17 protein-coding genes are annotated in these 19,503 nt (G+C 65.0%); 12 read left to right on the plus strand and 5 right to left on the minus strand.

The genetic code is table 11. The features are described 5' to 3' along the window. Positions 1-183: 183 nt before the first annotated feature. The 6 genes from C8J33_RS22475 (at position 184) to C8J33_RS22500 (ending at position 7,694) form a co-directional block, all read left to right on the plus strand. Positions 184-1,197, plus strand: a complete 1,014-nt coding sequence (locus C8J33_RS22475; protein WP_422038893.1) for a sugar ABC transporter substrate-binding protein — start codon at positions 184-186, stop codon at positions 1,195-1,197. A gap of 89 nt (positions 1,198-1,286) precedes the next feature. After that, complete coding sequence (locus C8J33_RS22480; protein ID WP_132665412.1) at positions 1,287-2,828, plus strand: sugar ABC transporter ATP-binding protein; 1,542 nt, start codon at positions 1,287-1,289, stop codon at positions 2,826-2,828. Further along, entirely contained in the window at positions 2,818-3,873 is a 1,056-nt protein-coding gene (locus tag C8J33_RS22485; protein WP_132665413.1) for an ABC transporter permease, read from the plus strand. The genes C8J33_RS22480 and C8J33_RS22485 overlap by 11 nt, the downstream gene beginning before the upstream one ends. Continuing rightward, on the plus strand, positions 3,870-4,865 hold the full coding sequence (locus C8J33_RS22490; protein WP_132447884.1) for an ABC transporter permease: 996 nt from the start codon (positions 3,870-3,872) through the stop codon (positions 4,863-4,865). Before C8J33_RS22485 ends, C8J33_RS22490 begins: the two co-directional genes overlap by 4 nt. A 27-nt stretch (positions 4,866-4,892) precedes the next feature. After that, complete coding sequence (locus C8J33_RS22495) at positions 4,893-6,113, plus strand: SfnB family sulfur acquisition oxidoreductase (protein ID WP_132665414.1); 1,221 nt, start codon at positions 4,893-4,895, stop codon at positions 6,111-6,113. A gap of 180 nt (positions 6,114-6,293) precedes the next feature. Continuing rightward, positions 6,294-7,694 (plus strand): LLM class flavin-dependent oxidoreductase, encoded by a 1,401-nt coding sequence (locus tag C8J33_RS22500; RefSeq protein ID WP_132665415.1) that lies wholly within the window; start codon positions 6,294-6,296, stop codon positions 7,692-7,694. Between the two features lie 119 nt (positions 7,695-7,813). Here the strand turns inward: C8J33_RS22500 and C8J33_RS22505 are convergent, their stop codons facing one another. Together C8J33_RS22505 and C8J33_RS22510 are read right to left on the minus strand one after the other, a co-directional pair. Further along, a complete protein-coding gene (locus C8J33_RS22505) occupies positions 7,814-9,004 on the minus strand; it encodes an acyl-CoA dehydrogenase family protein (protein ID WP_132665416.1) in 1,191 nt (396 codons plus the stop codon). A gap of 280 nt (positions 9,005-9,284) precedes the next feature. Next, a complete protein-coding gene (locus C8J33_RS22510) occupies positions 9,285-10,574 on the minus strand; it encodes an MFS transporter (protein ID WP_110801925.1) in 1,290 nt (429 codons plus the stop codon). Between the two features lie 140 nt (positions 10,575-10,714). Here C8J33_RS22510 and C8J33_RS22515 point away from each other — a divergent pair, with 140 nt between their 5' ends. Beyond that, positions 10,715-11,140: a MarR family winged helix-turn-helix transcriptional regulator gene (locus C8J33_RS22515; RefSeq protein ID WP_165929861.1), complete on the plus strand. Its 426-nt coding sequence runs from the start codon at positions 10,715-10,717 to the stop codon at positions 11,138-11,140. Positions 11,141-11,232: 92 nt separating this feature from the next. Next, on the plus strand, positions 11,233-11,856 hold the full coding sequence (locus tag C8J33_RS22520; RefSeq protein ID WP_132665417.1) for an FMN-binding negative transcriptional regulator: 624 nt from the start codon (positions 11,233-11,235) through the stop codon (positions 11,854-11,856). A gap of 26 nt (positions 11,857-11,882) precedes the next feature. Here the strand turns inward: C8J33_RS22520 and C8J33_RS22525 are convergent, their stop codons facing one another. Continuing rightward, positions 11,883-12,263, minus strand: coding sequence for a VOC family protein (locus C8J33_RS22525; protein WP_132447877.1), 381 nt, complete (start codon positions 12,261-12,263; stop codon positions 11,883-11,885). 211 nt (positions 12,264-12,474) lie between these two features. On the opposite strand from C8J33_RS22525, the gene C8J33_RS22530 reads away from it, so the two are divergent. Then, positions 12,475-13,584 carry an NADH:flavin oxidoreductase/NADH oxidase gene (locus C8J33_RS22530; protein WP_132665418.1) on the plus strand — a complete coding sequence of 370 codons (1,110 nt, stop codon included), beginning with the start codon at positions 12,475-12,477 and terminating at the stop codon, positions 13,582-13,584. Positions 13,585-13,880: 296 nt separating this feature from the next. On the opposite strand, the gene rpsU is transcribed toward C8J33_RS22530, so the two are convergent. Beyond that, positions 13,881-14,117: a 30S ribosomal protein S21 gene (gene rpsU / locus C8J33_RS22535; protein ID WP_092935191.1), complete on the minus strand. Its 237-nt coding sequence runs from the start codon at positions 14,115-14,117 to the stop codon at positions 13,881-13,883. Positions 14,118-14,506: 389 nt separating this feature from the next. Here rpsU and C8J33_RS22540 point away from each other — a divergent pair, with 389 nt between their 5' ends. From C8J33_RS22540 to C8J33_RS22550, 3 genes are all read left to right on the plus strand, one after another. Further along, entirely contained in the window at positions 14,507-15,175 is a 669-nt protein-coding gene (locus C8J33_RS22540; RefSeq protein ID WP_132665419.1) for an NAD(P)H-dependent oxidoreductase, read from the plus strand. Continuing rightward, the gene (locus tag C8J33_RS22545) at positions 15,172-17,085 is read left to right on the plus strand and encodes a monovalent cation:proton antiporter-2 (CPA2) family protein (RefSeq protein WP_132665420.1); all 1,914 of its coding nucleotides are present in this window, start codon (positions 15,172-15,174) and stop codon (positions 17,083-17,085) included. The genes C8J33_RS22540 and C8J33_RS22545 overlap by 4 nt, the downstream gene beginning before the upstream one ends. Before the next feature lie 109 nt (positions 17,086-17,194). Continuing rightward, positions 17,195-18,349, plus strand: a complete 1,155-nt coding sequence (locus C8J33_RS22550) for an HPP family protein (RefSeq protein ID WP_132665421.1) — start codon at positions 17,195-17,197, stop codon at positions 18,347-18,349. 18 nt (positions 18,350-18,367) lie between these two features. Here the strand turns inward: C8J33_RS22550 and C8J33_RS22555 are convergent, their stop codons facing one another. Then, entirely contained in the window at positions 18,368-19,390 is a 1,023-nt protein-coding gene (locus tag C8J33_RS22555; RefSeq protein ID WP_132665422.1) for an LLM class flavin-dependent oxidoreductase, read from the minus strand. Positions 19,391-19,503: the final 113 nt, after the last annotated feature.

Raw genomic sequence — 19,503 nt, forward strand, 5'->3', positions numbered from 1 at the left:
AACCTGTCCTGTCCGCCCGTTTTCGGACAGGACCGATGTGCGTCCGCGGCGTTTTCCCGGGCGACCGAAAAAGAGTGATCGTTTCTCCCGAAAGCCTTCCAAACAAAACGCCCTTCCTCGAAAGCCATCCAGTCTACTGAAACGATAGACATTATCGAAGTCATGGATGTGGAGACGGGGAAAATGAGTGAAAACGGGGCACGCGGCTGGTTCGGTCGGCGCGAAATCCTGAAGTGGTCGGCGGTCGCGGGGGTTGCTGCCGCTGGCACGACGCTTCTCAGCGGCACGTCGGCTTTCGCCTCGGCGGCTGAAGGCTCGCTCAAGGGCAAGCGCATCGGCATCAGCACGGCGGGAACGGACCATTTCTTCGACCTGCAGGCCTACAACGCCCAGATCGAGGAAGTGAAGCGGCTCGGCGGCGAGCCGATCGCGGTGGATGCCGGCCGCAACGACGGCAAGCTCGTGTCGCAGTTGCAGACGCTGATCGCGCAGAAGCCGGATGCGATCGTGCAGCTGCTCGGCACGCTGACTGTCATCGATCCCTGGCTGAAGAAGGCGCGCGATGCCGGCATTCCCGTGTTGACCATCGATGTCGGTTCGACCAACTCGCTCAACAATTCGACCTCCGACAACTGGGGCATCGGCAAGGACCTAGCGCTGCAGCTCGTGTCGGACATCGGCGGCGAGGGCAATATCGTCGTGTTCAACGGCTTCTACGGCGTCACACCCTGCGCCATCCGCTACGACCAGCTGGTCAACGTGGTGAAATACTTCCCCAAGGTGAAGATCCTCGAACCCGAGCTGCGCGACGTCATTCCGAATACGGTGCAGGACGCCTTCACGCAGATCACCGCCATTCTCAACAAATATCCCGAGAAGGGTTCCATCAAGGCGATCTGGTCGGCCTGGGACATTCCCCAGCTGGGCGCGACGCAGGCGCTGACCGCGGCCGGCCGCACCGAGATCCGCACCTATGGCGTGGATGGCAGCCCCGAAGTGCTGCAGCTCGTGGCCGATCCGGCATCGCCTGCCGCAGCAGACGTCGCCCAGCAGCCGGCCGAACTCGGCCGCACGGCCATCCGCAACGTCGCCCGGCTGCTCGCCGGTGAGACGCTGCCGCGCGAGACCTATGTTCCCGCGCTTCTCGCCAACAAGGCGAACGTCAACGACGTCACCAAGAAACTCGGTATCGGCTGATCCTCCCCAGCCGTGTGAGGGGACCGTGGCCATCCGGGTCGCGGTCCCCAATCGTGTGTCGTTGAGAATGTCTGGCAGGAGTTTGCGAAATGACGTCGCCGCAAGAGGATGAGATTATTCGTCCGGTTATCCGGTTGACCGGGATCGAAAAGAGTTTCGGCGGGACGAAGGCTCTCTCCGGCGTGTCGCTGACGGTTGCGCGCGGCTCGGTCCACGGCCTCGTCGGGCAGAACGGCGCGGGAAAGTCGACGCTGATCAAGCTGCTCGCCGGGCTGCACCGGGCGGATGCCGGCGAGATCGAGATCGACGGAGTCGTCCACGATCACCTGACGCCGCATGACGTCGAGGCGCTCGGCATTCATTTCATTCACCAGGATCGACTGCTGGTGCCGACCTTCACGGTCGGTGAATCGCTCTTTCTCGGCCGCGAGCCGCGCATCGCGGGAACGCCGTTTCTCGACCGTCGCCTGATGCAGCGGCGTGCCGCCGAGGTTCTCGACCGCTATTTCGGCCTCCGTCTGCCGACATCCGCGCTGATCGCCGAACTCTCCACGGCCGAAAAGCAGATCGTCCAGATCACCCGCGCCCTGCTGCATGCGCCGAAGGTTCTCGTGTTCGATGAGCCGACGGCAGCCCTCGTCCGACGCGAGGCCGACATGCTCTTCAAGCTTATCCGTCGCTTGCGCGACGACGGCATCACCGTCATCTACATCTCCCATTACCTCGGCGAGATCGAGGATCTCTGCGACACCGTCACCGTGTTGCGCAACGGCCGAGACGTGGCGACGAAGCCGGTGGCGGAGACCTCGGCCACCGAGATCGCCGGCCTGATGGTCAATCGCGAGATCGGCGAACTCTACCCGAAGCGGACCGCCGCGCTCGGCGCGACGCTGCTGCGCGTGGAGGGTTTGAGCGCGCCCGGTCGTTACGAGGATGTGAGCTTTGCCCTGCGCCGCGGCGAGGTTCTCGGCCTGACGGGACTTCTCGGCTCTGGCGCCAAGGATCTCGTGCGCACCCTGTTCGGGCTGGAGCAGCCGTTGTCGGGACGTGTCGAGGTGGAGGGTGAGACGGTCTGGACGAAGAGCCCGGCGCAGGCCGCGCGTCGCCGCCTCGCTCTGGTGCCTGAGGATCGCCGCCGCCATGGTGTCGCGCTCGACCTTAGCGTGGCGGAGAATATCACGCTCGCGAGCCTCGATCGTTTCACCCGCTTCGGGCTTCTCGATGCCGATACGGAGAAAGCGGAAGCGGGCCAGCTGATCGAACGCCTGCAGATCAAGACCGATGGCAGCCATGCGCTGGTGCGCACCCTGTCGGGCGGCAACCAGCAGAAGGTGGCGATTGCCAAATGGCTGAGCCGTCATTCCGAAATCTACCTGCTCGACGAGCCGACCGTCGGCGTGGATGTCGGGGCGAAGGTCGAAATCTACCAGCTGATCGCCGATCTTGCCGCGCGCGGCGCGGGTGTCATCGTGCTGTCGTCCGATTTGCCGGAGCTGCTGGGCATCACCGACCGTATTCTCGTGCTCTTCCGCGGGCGCATCGCGGCCGAGCTCGAGACGAGCGAGACCAGCGTCGATGCCGTCCTTGCCGACGTCACGGGGTCTTCGGAGGCGCTGCGTCATGTCGGTTGAGGCGGTGCCATTCGGCGGTTCGCAACAGGGCGACAACACGCCTGTCCCGGCACGCGGTTTCGGTGCGGCCTCCGGCACGGCGGGGCGGCGAATTGCGACGCTGCTCCTGCGCGGCGGGTCGCTTGCCGTCTTCGTTGCGGTGCTGATCGTCTTCTCCGTCACGGCACCGTATTTCCTGTCGGTCGGCAATATCGGCAATGTGCTCGGCCAGTCGGCGATTGCAGGCGTTCTGGCCATCGGCCTCACGGTCGTGATGATTGCCGGCGGCGGCAATGTGGTGACGGGCGGTATCGACTTGTCGCTCGCCGCCAATATGGGTCTCAGCGCCGCCGTCTATGCGGCTCTATCACAGGCGGGCCTTGGGGATGCCGTGGCTGTAGCCGGCGCGCTGGCGACGGGGCTCGCCATCGGCGTCGTCAATGCGCTCGCCATCACGCTTGCGGGCATCGTGCCGCTGCTGGCGACACTGGCCGTCATGAATGTCGTTGCCGGGCTCGAACTCGTGCTGACGCAGAACACCGTCATTCCAGCAACCGGTGATCTGCTCACGCTGCTGTCGGGCGGCGGTCCGTTCGATATCCCCGTTCTCGCTTATGTGCTCATCGGCTTCACGCTGGTCGCAGCGCTCGTCGTGCAGGCGACGCCGCTGGGTCTGCGGCTTTATGCCGTCGGCGAGTTTCCCGAGGCTGCCCGGGCGTCCGGTCTTTCCGTCAAGCCGTTTATCGCCGGTTCGTTTGTCTTCAGCGGGTTTTGCGGCGGCATCGCCGGCATTCTCTCGGTGTCCTACCTTAGCGGCAGCACGACGGGGGCGGGTGATCTCCTGCTGCCGGTGGTGGTGACCGCGCTGCTCGGCACCGTCTTCTCGCGCCGGCTGGTGCCGATCGTCACCGGCACGCTGCTCTCGGCGCTGTTCGTCGGCTTCCTCGTCAACGGGTTCCAGCTTCTCAACCTTTCCAGCACGCTGGTGAGCGGCATCCAGGGTCTCCTGATCCTCTTCGTCGTGTCCGCCACCACGCTGCTGCGCAAACAGGAGACGTCGGCATGACGCTCGTGTCCGGTTCCCAGGCCCGGCTTCCCTATGGCCTGCTGCGCCGCTCTGCCCGCTATGCTCTGGTCGTGGCCTTGGTCGCGGTGTTTGCCGCTTTCTCCGCGGCAGCGCCGAGCTTCCTCACCGTCGCCAATCTGCAGAGCATCCTCGTCAACAATTTCACGCTGCTCGCCATCGTCTCCATCGCCATGACCTTTGCGGTGGCGGCTGGCGGCATCGACCTGTCCGTTGGCACGGCGATCGATTTCTCCAGCTTCACCTTCGTCTCGCTGGTGCTGGCCGGGCAACCGGTGCCGCTTGCAGCCCTTGCTGGTATCGGTGGCGGTGCACTGGTGGGGCTCTTCAATGCGGTGCTCATCTCCGGCATCGGTATCTCGCCGTTTCTGGCGACGCTCGGCACGCTGTTCATCGGCCGCAGCGCCCAGCAGATCCTGACCAACGGCGGCAATCCGGTCTACCTGCCGCCGGCCGGCATTCCCGAAAGCTTCCGGTTCCTTGGCCGTGGTGTCCTTGCCGGCGTGCCCGTGCCGCTGATCGTTGCGGGGCTCGTCATCGCCGTCGCGGCGATCGTTCTGACGAAGAGCCGCTTCGGCCGCGTGGTGCTGGCGACCGGCATCGAGGCGAACGTGGTGCGCTATTCCGGCATTGCGCTGAAGGCGCATGTGGCGGTCACCTATCTTCTCGTCTCGGTGATCGCGGCCATCGCCGGGCTGGTGCTCACCTCGACCGTCACCGTCTACATTCCCTCGTCAGGCAATGCCTTCCTGCTCAACGCCATCGGCGCGACCTTCATCGGTACGACGCTCAGCCCGCATGGGCGGCCGAATATCGCCGGCACGGTGCTCGGCGTTCTGCTGCTCAGCATCGTCTCCAATGGACTGCTTCTGACCGGTCTCAATTTCTATTGGCAGCAGGTGGGCACCGGCCTCCTGATCTTTGCCGTCCTCGCCATCAGCTTTGCCAACCGCAAGGCCGTGGCCCGCGCCTGACGCGCAGTGCTTCTCGGGAGAAGAGCCATGACCAAACTGATACGCCTCAGCACCAACGACACCGACCGCACGGCAGACAGGATCGCGAGCGAGGAGGAAGCGCTTATCGTCGCCCGGACGCTGGCCGCCGAATTCGCCCTGACCGCGAGCGAGCGGGACCGCGACCGGATCCTGCCGCATGCGGAGATGGACCGGCTCGCCGCCTCCGGCCTTCTCGCCATCACCGTGCCGGCCGAATATGGCGGCATCGACGTTTCCAACGCGGTGCTGGCCGAGGTCACCGCCATCCTGTCGGAGGCCGATGGCTCGATCGGGCAGATCCCGCAGAACCATTTCTACATTCTCGAAGCCCTGCGCCATGACGGCACCGACGACCAGAAGCGGTTCTACTACGGCCGCGCGCTTGCCGGCGACCGGTTCGGCAATGCCCTGTCGGAGATCGGGACCAAGACCGTGGGGCACTACAACACGCGGCTGACGCGGGACGGCGCCGGCTTTCGCATCGACGGGCGCAAGTTCTACTCCACCGGCGTGCTCTTTGCCGACTGGATCGCCATCTTCGCGCTCGATGAGGACGAGAAGATCACCATGTCCTTCGTGCCGCGCGGGACGGAAGGCGTCGAGATCGTCGACGACTGGGACGGCATCGGCCAGCGCACGACCGGCAGCGGCACCACCATCCTCGATGGCGTCCGCGTTCCCCCCAGCGCCGTGGTGCGCCACCACCAGGGCTTCGAGCGGCCCGGCACGATCGGCTCCGTCGGGCAGATCATCCACGCCGGCATCGACCTCGGCATCGCCCGGGCGGCCTTTGCCGACATGGTCCGCTTCATCCGCACGGTCTCGCGGCCTTGGACGAACAGCGGCGTCGAACGTGCGTCAGAAGATCCGCTGACGATCGCCCGGGTCGGGCAGGTCGCCATCCGCATCGAGGCGGCAACCGCCATCGTGGAGTATGCCGGCCGCAAGGTCGATCATGCCCAGGTGGATCTGACAGAGGAAACCGCCGTCGCCGCCTCTCTGGCTGTGGCGAGCGCCAAGGTGCTGACCACCGAAATCGCCATCGAGGCCACCAATACGCTGTTCGAGCTTGCCGGCACGGCATCCGCCCGCGAAGGGCTGAACCTTGACCGCCACTGGCGCAATGCCCGCACCCACACGCTGCACGACCCCGTCCGCTGGAAGTACCATGTGGCCGGAAATTACCACCTCAACGATGTAGCGCCGCCGAGAAACGGTGCACTCTGAGAGGCTGTTTGAAAACCCGGACGGGTCGAGCCGTCGGTGCTTTTCGCGCCCCGGTGCGTCGAAAATCTTGCCGATATCTCAGGATATCGCCTGCGATCCTCTTCTGCCGGAGCACAAAAATCCCTCGCCGGCTCTCCGCCGCCGGGTTCCCAAACAGCCTCTGAGGCTGAGGAGACAAGCATGACACGCGAAATACGGCTGAACGCCTTCGATATGAACTGCGTCGGCCACCAGTCGCCCGGCCTCTGGCGGCATCCGCGCGACCAGTCGGCGTCTTATAAGGACCTCGACTACTGGGTGAACCTCGCCAAAACGCTGGAGCGCGGCAAGTTCGACGGGCTGTTCATCGCCGACGTGCTTGGCGTCTACGACGTGCTGAACGGCAATGTGAACGCCGCGCTGAAGCATTCGGCCCAGGTGCCGGTGAACGACCCGTTGCAGCTCATTCCGACCATGGCTTACCTCACCGAACATCTCGGCTTCGGCCTGACGGCGTCGCTGTCGTTCGAGCACCCCTACACCTTCGCCCGCCGCATTTCGACGCTCGACCACCTGACCAAGGGGCGTGTCGGCTGGAACATCGTCACCTCCTATCTCAACAGCGGTGCGCTGAATGTCGGCCAGGCCGGGCAGATGCAGCACGACAACCGCTACGATGTGGCGGAAGAGTATCTGGAGGTCTGTTACAAGCTGTGGGAGGGCAGCTGGGAGGATGACGCGGTCGTGCGCGACCGGGAGACCGGTATCTTCACCCACCCCTCCAAGGTGCACGCGATCGGGCATCATGGTCCGCATTTCAACGTGCCGGGTATTCACCTGTCCGAGCCATCGCCCCAGCGCACGCCGGTGCTCTACCAGGCCGGCGCCTCCAGCCGGGGCAAGGATTTTGCCGGCCAGCATGCCGAGTGCATCTTCGTCGCCGCGCCGTCCAAGGCCGTCCTGAAGCGCTACGTCGCCAATGTTCGCGAAGCAGCAGTGCAGGCAGGGCGCGACCCGCGCGGTATTCTCGCCTTCAACCTGCAGACCGTCATCGTCGGCGAAACCGATGCCGACGCCAAGCGGAAGTTCGACGAGTACCGCAAATACGTCTCCTACGAGGGCGCGCTGACGCTGATCTCCGGCTGGACCAGTATCGATTTCGGCCAGTTCTCGCCGGATGAGGTTCTGCGCCACCGCCATACCAATGCGGTTCAATCGGCCGTGGAAACCTTCACCACCATCGATCCCGGCAAAGAGTGGACGGTGCGGGAGATGGCCGACTGGGTCGGTATCGGCGGCTTCGGCCCCGTTTTCGTCGGTTCGCCGCAGACGGTGGCCGACCTCATGCAGGAATGGGTCGAGGAGACCGACGTCGATGGCTTCAACCTTGCTTACGCCGTGACGCCGGAAACCTTTGAGGATGCGGTCGATTTGCTGGTGCCGGAACTCCAGAAGCGCGGCGTCTACAAGACGGCGTATCGGCAGGGGACGCTCCGCGAAAAACTTTTCGGAGAAGGCCCGCGCCTCGTCGCGCCGCATCCGGGTGCCGCCTATCGCGACCTCGGCCGGGTGGAGCAGAAGCTCGCCTCCGGGCAGAACTGACCGGTTCGCATAGACGAGGGCTGCTGCGCAAGGCACGCTGTTCTTCCCGCTTCTCATCTCGAAAAAGCGCCGTCATCCTGTATGTGCAGGATGGCGGCGTTTCGTTTTGCGCGTTTGTTTCAGCTGTAGAGGCTTGGCGTCGGCACCCGGTCGTTCAGCGCGAAGTCGCCGACTTCGCGGGCCTTGTAGAACACCGGGTCGTGCAGCGTGTGGGTGCGGACGTTGCGCCAGTAGCGGTCGAAACGGTAATGGCCCGCGGTGGCGCGGGCGCCCATGAGTTCGAAGACGCGGGCGGTCACATCCAGCGAAACATGGGTCGCGTTGACCTTGGATTCGTAAGCCTCGATGGCGGCCTCTCCGCGTTCGCGCTCGGTGACGCCAGGCCCGCGGGCAAGCGCTGTCTGCACCGCAAGGCCGGCGCTGTCGGCCAAGGCGGCGGCCGCCTTCAACGCTGCGCGGAATTCGCCGACACGCTCCAGAATATGCGGGTCGTCGGCGGCGCGTTCGACGCCGGAGGTGATCCAGGGGCGGGTGGTGTCGCGGACATAGTCGAGCGCCTCGGCCAGCGCACCTTCGGCAGTGCCGATGTAGAAGTTGGCGAAGACCAGCTGGATCAACGGCGTGTTGAACGTCGCCTGCACCTTCGGTGCCGCATCCGGGGCCGCAAGCGACAGCAGGAAATCGCTGTCATGGACCGGGAAATCCTTGAACTCGACGCTGCCGCTGTCCGACAGGCGCTGCCCGATATTGTCCCAATCGTCATGGGCGATATAGCCCGGCCGGTCGGTGTGGAGGACAAGGCTGGCGATCTGGTTGCCGAAGGCGGCACTGGCGTTGATGCGGTCGGAAATCCGCGCGCCGGTGGAGAACGTCTTGCGGCCGTTCAGCACGTAGTGATCGTCTTGCCGTGTCAGCACGAGGCCGGGGTCGCGCGGATTGACGGCGGCGCCCCAGTAGAGGCTCTTTGCCACCGTTTCCGACGACAGCCGCCAGGCAAGGTCGCTGTCATCGGCTGCCCAGGAAATGTACTGGCTGTTGACGAAGTGATAGCCGAGCAGCTGGCCGATCGAGCTTTCGCCGCGCGCAAGGATGCGCACCAGACGCAACCCATCGACCCAGTCGAGACCGCCGCCGCCGATCTCGGGCGGGTGCAGGGCGTTGAGCAGGCCGGCGGCCTTCAGTTCGGTGATCTCGCTGAAGGGCGGGCGGCCATCGCGGTCGAGCGCCGCGCCCCGGGCTCGGAGATCGGCGGCGATGGCTGTGGCACGGGCAAAAAAGGCGCTCGCGGTCGTCCGCCAGAGCGGTCGCATCTTTCGCGATAGATGTGGGAGCAGGGGAGCGCAGGGCGTGAAGCGGGCTCATGGCGTCTTCCTCGATGGGAAGGCGGGCCGCGATGTGGCGACACCGGCTGCCCGTCCTTGGCATGACAGATGGGCCCGGCGAACGGGCAGCTCAGGGTCCGAGCCTCTGCCACGTTATTGCCCAGTCATTTGATAGACAAAGAAGAAGTTCGCGAAGATGCCGGCCGAAGGGAAATGCTATTCCATGCGGCCGGCTGTTTTCCAGACTGAAGATGTCACCTCTCGCAGATCAGGCGCTGGCCGGGACTGCGGCTGTGGGCCGGCGGAGCATGACCACGGCCAGCGCTGCGAGGATGCACATGAGGCCGGCCATCTGCAGCGCCGGCATGTAGCTCTCATAATCCGAGCGCAGCCAGCCCGCACCGAAGGCGGCGGTCGCGGCACCCAGCTGGTGGCCGGTGAAGACCCAGCCGAAGACGAGCGGCGCCTTCTCGCGGCCGAAACTGTCGGCCGTCAGCTTGACGGTCGGGGGGACGGTCGCCACCCAGTCGAGGCCGTAGAAGATGGCGAAGACGGAGAGTTCGGTGAAGCCGAAACCGGAGACCGAGAGGTAGAGGAGCGACAGGCCGCGCAGGCCGTAGAACCAGAAGAGCAGCCAGCGATTGTCGTAGCGGTCGGATAGCCAGCCGGCGCCGATGGTGCCGAGGAAATCGAATATGCCGATGACGGCCAGCGTGCCGGCCGCCGTGACCGCCGTCATGCCGAAATCGCCGCAGATGGAGATCCAGTGTGTCTGGATGAGCCCGTTGGTTGAGAGGCCGCAGACGAAGAAGGTGCCGAAGAGCAGCCAGAACACCGGCCGGCCGGAGACCTCGCGCAGCGTCTTCAGGGGTGAGACGAGCGTGGTGAGGAAGGCCTGGTCCCGGCGCGGCGCGGGGCCGGGCTGGGTGTCGCCATAGGCGGGCAGGCCGAGATCGGCCGGGTGGTCGCGCATGAGCAGCATGACGAGCACCATGGCGACCACGAGAACGCCGGTGATGAAGGTCAGCGCCGTACGCCAGCCATAGGCTTCCGACAGGGCTGCCAGCAGCGGCAGGAAGACGAGCTGCCCGGTGGCGTTGCTTGCCGTCATCAGGCCGATGACGAGGCCGCGGCGCTTGGAAAACCACCGCGTCGCAACGGTCGCGCCCAGCACCAGCGCGGTCATGCCCGTCCCCGTGCCGATGACGACGCCCCAGAGGAGCACGAGCTGCCAGACCTCTTGCATGAAGAAGGAGAGCACGATGCCGCTCATGATGAGCAGAAGTGCCGAACAGACGACCTGCCGCACCCCGAAATGCGTCATGAAGGCCGCGGCGAACGGCCCGAGCAGGCCGAACAGCACGAGGCGGACCGCCATGGCGAAGGAGATATCGGCGATATCCCAGCCGAATTCCTGGTGCAGCGGCTGGATGAGGACGCCCGCCGAGCCCATCGCGCCCGCTGTCGCCAGCATGGTCAGAAAGGTGGTTACGACCACCACCCAACCATAGTGGATGTTCCTGGCGGAAAGCCATGCGGAGACGGTGTTGGAGAGCATGGGAGAACCTTTGTGGGTGGCGTCGAGTCTATTGCGGGCAGGCGAACCCGACAAAGCCGGACGAACCGCCCGACGCTGCCCATCCTTCGTAGTGGAGGATTGACGATGTGTAAATACACATCTATCCTCAACCCATGTCGATGTCCGAAGAATCCCGTCAGTGCCATTGTCTTGCCCTTCGCCGGGGCTCGAGGCATGTCACGCGGCTCTACGATGCCCATCTTGCGCCGCTCGGCCTGTCGATCTCGCAATATTCTCTTCTCAACATCATCAATCGCCGGCCGGATATCCGGATTGCCGAACTCGGCGAGATCATGGTGATGGAGCGCACGACGCTGCTACGCGCGCTGAAGCCGCTGCTGGCCGCCGGCTGGATCGTGAGCACGCGACCGAAGGGCGAGCAGGCCTATACCTATAGGCTGACGGACGAGGGCAGGCGGGTGCGGGACAGTGCGGTTCCCCTGTGGAGGGCGGCACAGGAGGCGTTGGAGCGATCCTTCGTGCCGGAACGCGCCGTCGATCTGCGCCGGGAGGCGCTTGCCTTGACGAAGGTCGATTTCGGCTGAGGCCGATCGCTTTCCTGATCGCCGCAGCCAAGATGCTATTTTTCGACGTCCCGTTTTGCATTCGTCTCCGGGGCATAACGAGGATCGCCGCCATGTATACACCGCCCGCCTTCCGCCTTGACGATCGCAGCGCCATGTTTGCGACGATACGGGCGGCGCGATTGGCGAATTTTGTCACGGCCACCGCCGACGGGCCCTTCGCGACGCCGCTGCCTCTCTTTCTGGACGAAAGCGAAGGAGAGCACGGTGTTCTCTACGGGCATCTCGCCAAGGCAAACCCGCAATGGCGGACGCCGACCATTGGCGATGGGCTGGCGATTTTCATGGGGGCGGACGCCTATGTGACGCCGGCTTGGTACGCGACCAAGCAGCAGACGGGAAAGGTCGTGCCGACCTGGAATTACGTGACGGTTCAGGCGCGCGGGCCGGTGGAGTTCTTCAACGATGCCGAGCGCCTGCTGGATATCGTCACACGGCTGACGACGCTGCATGAGGAGCCGAGGGCTGTTGCCTGGGCGGTGGACGACGCGCCGGCGGATTTCATCGCATCCCAGCTGCGCGGCATCGTCGGCCTGCGCATGCCGATCACGCACCTGGAGGGAAAGCGGAAAATGAGCCAGAACCGGAACGAGGCCGATCGCCTCGGTGTCGCCAACGGCCTTTCCGAGAGCGAGCGGCCGTCGGATCGGGACGTCGCCGCTCAGATTCCGGTCTGATCGGTTCGCCGCCGTGAGATCGCGGATTACAGGTCCGGCTTGTGGAAGAAGGCTTCCAGCCGGTAGCCGTCGGGGTCGATGACGAAGGCGGCGTAGTAGAAGGTGGCGTATTCCGGGCGCAGGCCCGGGGCGCCGTTGTCCTCTCCGCCATAGGCAATGGCGGCGGCGTGGAAGGCTTCGACGGCCTCTTCGCTGAAGGCCTTGAAGCAGAAGTGAAGGCCGGAGCGGAGATCCGGACGGACCGGATGTTCGGCCTGCGTCACCCAGAGGCTCACCTGCTCATCCCCGTAACCGAGCATCGTCGCGCCGCTGGTCAGCCGGCCATAGCCGAGCGGGGTCAGAGCGGCATCGTAGAAGATGCGCGACCGGTCGATGTCCCGGACGCCGATGGAAACGTGGTCGAACATGCGCACTTCCTCCTTGACCTGCCGCGGCAGACGGTGTCGTTCCCCTGTTGTCGCGTGCGCGCCCGGTTTTCGCAAGCGGCGGCGCACGTTCTGGAACGGGATGACGGGTCTTGGACCGTAAGGCCGCATGCAACGGGCGATTTGCCACCCTATATGCTGCCAAGCAACAGCGGCTGTTCCCGCGCCGCACGGATGTCTTCAGGAGATCGACATGGCTTCACCCAAACTCTTCTCGCCCATCGACGTCGGTGGCCTGACGTTGCGCAATCGCATCGTCATTGCGCCGATGTGCCAGTATTCCGCCGAAAACGGCGAAATGAGCGATTGGCACCTGACGCATCTCGGCATGCTCGCACAGTCGGGCGCAGGACTTCTGACGATCGAGGCGACGGCGGTAACGCCGGAGGGGCGCATCAGCTTCGGCGATGTCGGGCTTTGGAACGATGCCTGCGAAGCGGCGATGGCGCGTGTGCTGGAGGGTGTCCGCCGCTGGTCGGATATGCCGGTTGCGATCCAGCTCGGCCATGCCGGCCGCAAGGCTTCCACCGATCTGCCCTGGAAGGGCGGGGTGCAGCTCGCGCCCGATCATGCGCTTGGCTGGAAGACGGTTGCGCCCTCGGCGTCGGCGTTCAAGCCGTCCTATGATGCGCCGGAAGCGCTGGATGCCGAAGGCCTCGAGCGGATCCGAAGCGGCTTTGCCGATGCCGCCCGCAGGGCCGCGCGTCTCGGCATCGATGCCGTGCAGATCCATGGCGCCCATGGCTATCTCCTGCACCAGTTCCTTTCGCCACTGTCCAACACGCGCACGGATGACTATGGCGGCTCGCTCGAAAACCGCATGCGGTTTCCGCTCGAAGTCTTCGAGGCCGTCCGGCAGGCTTTTCCCGCGGAACGACCTGTCACCATGCGGGTCTCGGGAACGGACTGGGTCGAAGGCGGCTGGGACAGTGCGCAGACCGTTGCCTTCGCGCAGGCGCTGGAAGCACGCGGTTGCGCGGCGATCCATGTTTCGAGCGGTGGGCTGAGCGACGCGCAGGACATTCCCGTTGGCCCCAGCTATCAGGTGCCGCTTGCCCGCGATGTGAAACAGGCTGTCTCGATTCCCGTCGTCGCCGTGGGGCTGATCACCGAGTTCGAGCAGGCCGAAGCCATCATCGGCACGGGCGATGCCGACATGATCGCGCTTGCCCGGACGATTCTCTACGATCCCCGCTGGCCCTGGCATGCGGCCGCGCATTTCGGTGTGACAGTGCAGGCCGCTCCACAATATCTCCGCTGCCAACCCCGGCAGTACGAGACGTTGTTCAACGAGGCTTCATGAGGCGCTGAGCCGCTTGGCGCAGATCGGTCACGGTGACCGGTTTGCGCCTTGGGGTCGATGCGCGGGTGAAAGGCATCCGCATTCATAAAGGTACGGCTGTCTCCTCGCCACGTCACGGCTTTAGTGGGCTCGGTCGCAAACCGTAACACACGAGAGCGCATCCTGCGGATCGCCTTGCTCCACGACAGAAAGCTAAAACGCAGAAAGCCCCGGCGCGACGCTGAGCGTCGTTCCGAGGTGATTTCGAAGACCAGCCGCGCGCCATCGGATACCGTCCGACGGGCGCCTTTCAGATCTTAGCGGGTAACAACTTTTTTCTTCGGGCCGGGCAGGAGGCCTTCGCGCTGCAGCTGCTTGCGGGCGTTCTTGCGCTGGCGGGAAACAGCTTCAGCCTTCTGGCGAGCACGCTTCACGGAAGGCTTTTCATAGGCTTCGCGCATACGCATTTCGCGGAAGACGCCTTCGCGCTGAAGCTTCTTCTTGAGCACGCGCAGTGCCTGCTCAACATTGTTGTCTCGAACCAGAACCTGCATCTCGAACCTTGATCTCTGTCGCCCGCTGGGGCGGTGGTATGGTGACTTCGGCGCTCCTTATCTCACCACACGTCCGTCATGAAAAGGGGTTGGCTCGAAAAAATAGCGAAGAAAAGTGCCAAATCTCATTCTCTCCGGCGACTGACGGTCCCCGAAAGGGCGCCGGCCGGCAATAAGATGTGCACATCAGGAGCGTTACGCTCGGCCCCACCATCGCATCCGTCTTGCCGCTTGACAAGATCTTCCCGCAACACCGATTGTCGCAGCGGTCATCGCGGTGGCCATCACCCCGTTTCGGCTCTCCCCTTGCTCTGTCGTGTCGATCTTTCCGCCCGGCCTTGTGTCCCGGCTCAGGTCGCCCCCCATGATGAAGGCTCCGAGGAAGACATATGGCGCGCGTCCTCATTCTGTTTGCCCATCCCGGTCAGCGGCATTCGCGCCTCAACGTGCGCATGGCGCAGGAGGCGCGGCGGCTCGACGGTGTGACCTTCGTCGATCTCTATGCGGACTATCCCCGCTTCAACATCGATATCGATGCTGAACAGGCGCGGCTGGTGGCACATGACGTTATTATCTTCCAGTTTCCGATCTACTGGTATTCCGTGCCGGCTCTCCTGAAGGAGTGGCAGGACCTCGTTCTGGAATACGGCTTTGCCTATGGGCAGAGCGGCTCGAAGCTGGCGGGCAAGCTGTTCCTGCCGGTCGTGACCACCGGCGGTGCGCAGGATGCCTATCGCGAGGAGGGCTCCAACCATTTCCGGCTGCGCACGCTGCTTTCGCCGCTGGAGCAGACCGCCTCGCTCTGCGGCATGCGCTTCCTGCCGCCGTTTGCCCTTTTCTCGGCGCACGATTCGGCAGCCGATGGCCGGGGGGACTTGCATATCGCAGCCTATCTCCGGCTGCTCTCGGCCCTGCGCGACGAGACGCTGGATCTCGATGCTGTCTTGAGGCTCGAGCTTCTCGACGACGATCTTCCGTTGATCGGCACTTCGCACGCTTCGACGTTTTCCGACACGCCGCCGTCTCCCATTGGCATCACCGCGAGGATCTCCGAATGAGCGGCTTCATGTTCCAGGCCTTCGTCTATCTCGCGGCCGCCGTCACATCCGTTATCATCGCGTCCCGGCTCGGGCTCGGCTCGGTGCTCGGCTATCTCATCGCCGGCATCGTCATCGGCCCCGTCTTCCACTTTGTTGGCAATGAGACGCAGGATCTGCAGCATTTCGCGGAGTTCGGCGTCGTCATGATGCTGTTTCTGGTCGGGCTGGAGCTTCAGCCGCAGGCGTTGTGGGACATGCGCGCCCGGCTGCTCGGGCTTGGTGGCCTGCAGGTGGCGGGCTCGGCGGCGGTGGTCACCGGCATCGCGCTCGCGTTTGGGCTGCCCTGGCAGACGGCGGTGGCCGTCGGGCTCATTTTGTCGCTGTCCTCCACGGCCATCGTGCTGCAGACGCTGAGCGAGAAGGGGCTTTTGAAGTCGCAGGGCGGGCGCTCCAGCTTCTCCGTGCTCCTGTTTCAGGATATCGCTGTTATTCCCATGCTGGCGGTCCTCCCGCTTCTGGCACTTCCCGCCCTGCAGGGCGGCGAGCATGCAGCGCATGGCGCGGGCAATGCCGCGACGCTCGTCTCCGATCTTCCCGGCTGGCAGGTGGCGCTGGTCACGCTTCTCGCCATCGCCTTCGTCGTGGTCGCCGGGCACTTCCTCTCGCGCCCGATCTTCCGGCTGATCGCGGCCTCGCGGTTGCGTGAAATGTTCACCGCGGCCGCCCTGCTGCTCGTCGTTTCCACGGCCCTGCTGATGAGCATGGTCGGCCTTTCCCCGGCACTCGGTACCTTTCTCGCGGGTGTGGTGCTCGCCAACAGCGAATTCCGCCACGAGCTGGAAAGCGATATCGAGCCGTTCAAGGGCCTGCTTCTCGGCCTGTTCTTCATCACCGTCGGGGCCGGCATCGATTTCTCGCTGCTCACGGCCAATCTCGGCCTCGTCCTGTTGCTGACGCTTGGCGTCATCGTCATCAAGGCGGGGGTGCTGTGGCTGGTCGGCCATCTCTACAGCTTGCGCGGTTCGGATCGCTGGCTGCTCGCGCTGGGGCTGGCGCAGGCGGGCGAGTTCGGCTTCGTGCTCGTCTCCTTCACCGTTCAGAATGCCGTGCTGCCCTCCGAACTCGCTGCTATCCTCATGTTGGTCATCGCCTTCTCCATGCTGCTGACGCCGGCGCTCTTCATCCTGTTCGACAAGGTCATCATGCCGCGGCTCGAGCGGGGGCAGATCCGGGAGGCCGACGAGATCGGGGAGGAAGCCTCGGTCATCATCGCCGGGCTCGGCCGCTTCGGGCAGATCATCAACCGCATGCTGCTGGCCAACGGCCACAAGACCATCGTGCTCGACAGCCGCTCCGATGTCATCGACGGGCTGCGCAAGTTCGGCGTCCGCTCCTTCTTCGGCGATGCCGGCCGGCCGGATCTCCTGCATTCCGCCGGTCTGCGGCAGGCGCGGCTGCTGGTGGTGGCCATTGACGATATCGAGCGCGCCCTCAGCATCGTCCGGCACGCCAGGCACGAAAACCCCGATATCCACATCATCGCGCGTGCCTATGACCGCAACCATGTCTACCAGCTCTACGAGGCCGGCGCCGACGACATCGTGCGCGAGGTGTTCGACAGTTCGGTCCGGGCGGCCGGCTATGCGCTCCAGAGCCTCGGCATGCATCCCTTCGACGTGGAAAAGAGCAAGGCCGTTTTCGTCAAGCAGGACAATTGGGGCTTGCGGCAGCTCGCGCCTCTCTGGAAGGACGACGTGTCGGTGTTCGAGAACAAGGAATATATCGCGCGCGCCCGCGAGATCTCGGAGGTTCTCGAACAGGCCATGATGGGCGACCGCAGCGCGCTGCACGACCGAACCGAGCGCGGCTGGACCCCGCCGGATATCGCGGCGCGCAAGCATGACATGGACGGGCAGGGCGAGGGGTAGTCCCGGGGAAACGGCGGACGATCCACCCTGCACTGCGCACGTAGCGAGGCTCTGCCCTCGCGATCAACACGGCCGCCGCTCTGCGGGCCGGCACTGCGGAGAAGACGGCATGACATCGACCAGACTTTCCCGCGCTGCCCGCTTCATGCCCTGGCCGGCTTCGCCCGTCAGTCCGAAGGAGCGGCTTCGCTCGGCGGTCGGCGCCCTGTTCGGCCTGCTCATCACGGGCCTCCTCGGCGCCTTGCTGACCGCGACATTTCCCCTTTCGCCGGCATTGGTCGCGCCGATGGGTGCGTCTGCCGTTCTGCTTTTCGCCGTACCGTCCAGTCCGCTCGCCCAGCCCTGGTCGCTGATCGGCGGCAATCTGGTCGCGGCCTTCGTCGGGGTGACGGTGGCCAAGCTCGTGCCTGACCCCGTGTTCGCCGCAGCGCTGGCCGGCGCCGTTGCCATCGGCCTCATGATGAGCCTGCGCTGCCTGCATCCCCCGAGCGGCGCGATTGCGCTGACCGCGGTTCTCGGCGGCCCGGCCATCCACGATCTCGGCTATGGTTTTCTGCTGTGGCCGGTGCTGGGAAACTCGCTGCTGCTGCTTGCCGCCGCACTGCTCTTCAACAACCTCACCGGCCGCCGCTATCCGCATGTTGCCGTGCCGGCGCTTGGGGCCCACCAGACGAAGGACCCGCCGCCGGTCGCCCGAATCGGCTTTGCCGCCGAGGATCTCGATGCCGTGCTGAAGGATTACGACCGGGTTCTCGACATCCAGCGCGACGAACTCGTCACCATCCTCAAGCGCACTGAGTTGCGCTCGTTCCAGCGCCGGTCCGGCCAGACGCCGTGCGGGCAGATCATGTCGCGCGACGTGATCGCGATCGCGCCGGATGCCTCGCTGTCGGAGGCGCACGCGCTCCTGCGCGCCCACCACATCAAGGCCCTGCCGGTGACCGACGACCATGCCCACGTCATCGGCATTCTCACCCAGACCGATATTCTCGACCGGGCGGACTGGACCCGTGGCCGCCCGACCATCGGCCTTCGTCGCCGCTACCAGCTGGCCGTTTCCGGCTCCACGGCGCCGAACGGCACCGTGAAGGACATCATGACCAGCCCTGTGCGGAGTGTTTCACCCGAAAGCTCCCTCTCCGAAGCCATCCTTCTCTTCGCTGAAGGCGGCCTCCACCATCTGCCCGTCACCGACGCGGAAAACCGCCTCGTCGGCATCCTTTCGCAATCCGACGTGCTCGTTGCGATGCTGGCGGAGGGGTGACGTCGAGGGAACGCCGCTTTACCGCCAGCCGAGCGCAGGCGCCACCTGCGTCAGGATGGCTTCGATGACGTGGGCGTTGTACTCGACGCCGAGCTGGTTGGGCACGGTGAGGAGGAGCGTGTCGGCCTCTGTGATGGCTTCGTCGGTGCGCAGCTGCTCGATGAGGACGTCGGGTTCGGCAGCGTAGCCGCGGCCGAAGATGGCGCGGGTGTCGGCGTCGATGAAGCCGATCTTGTCGCCGGCTTCGCCCGAGCGGCCGAAATAGGCGCGGTCGAGGTCGCTGGTGATGGCGAAGATGCTGCGGCTGACGGAGACGCGCGGCGTGCGGGCGTGGCCCGCGGCCTTGAACGCGGCGCGGTAGGCGCGGATCTGGTCGGCCTGCTGTACGTGGAAGGGCTCGCCGGTCTCGTCGTCCTTGAGGGTCGAGCTCTGCAGGTTCATGCCAAGCTTTGCCGCCCAGATGGCGGTCGCGTTCGAGCTTGCGCCCCACCAGATCCGGTCGCGCAGACCCGGCGCATGCGGTTCCAGCCGCAGGAGGCCGGGCGGGTTCGGAAACATCGGGTTGGGGTTCGGTTCGGCAAAGCCTTCGCCGCGCAGCACGTCGTAGAACACCTCGGCATGACGGCGGGCCATGTCGCCGCTGGTTTCGCCGTCCGCCGGGGCATAGCCGAAATGGCGCCAGCCATCGATGACCTGTTCGGGTGAGCCGCGGCTGATGCCGAGCTGCAGGCGGCCACTGGCGATGATGTCGGCAGCGCCGGCATCCTCGGCCATGTAGAGCGGATTTTCGTAGCGCATGTCGATGACGGCGGTGCCGATCTCGATCCGGCTGGTGCGCGCGCCGACGGCGGCCAGCAGCGGGAAGGGCGAAGCCAGCTGGCGGGCGAAATGGTGCACCCGGAAATAGGCGCCATCCGCGCCCAGCGCTTCGGCCGCTACGGCAAGGTCGATCGACTGCAGCAGCGTGTCCGCCGCGCTACGCGTCTGCGACTGCGTCGAGGGCGTCCAGTGGCCGAAGGAGAGAAAGCCGATCTTCTTCATGATATTCCCGTGCTCATCCGTGTGCGATGCCGCTCTGCGTGCGATGTTGGGGTTTTCGCATATTCACGGCCGAAGGCACAGTCTCGCATTCGCAGGACAGTGCGTTCGCCGTT

It is taken from the genome of Rhizobium sp. PP-CC-3G-465 (assembly GCF_004343445.1).
Taxonomy (GTDB): domain Bacteria; phylum Pseudomonadota; class Alphaproteobacteria; order Rhizobiales; family Rhizobiaceae; genus Ferranicluibacter; species Ferranicluibacter rubi.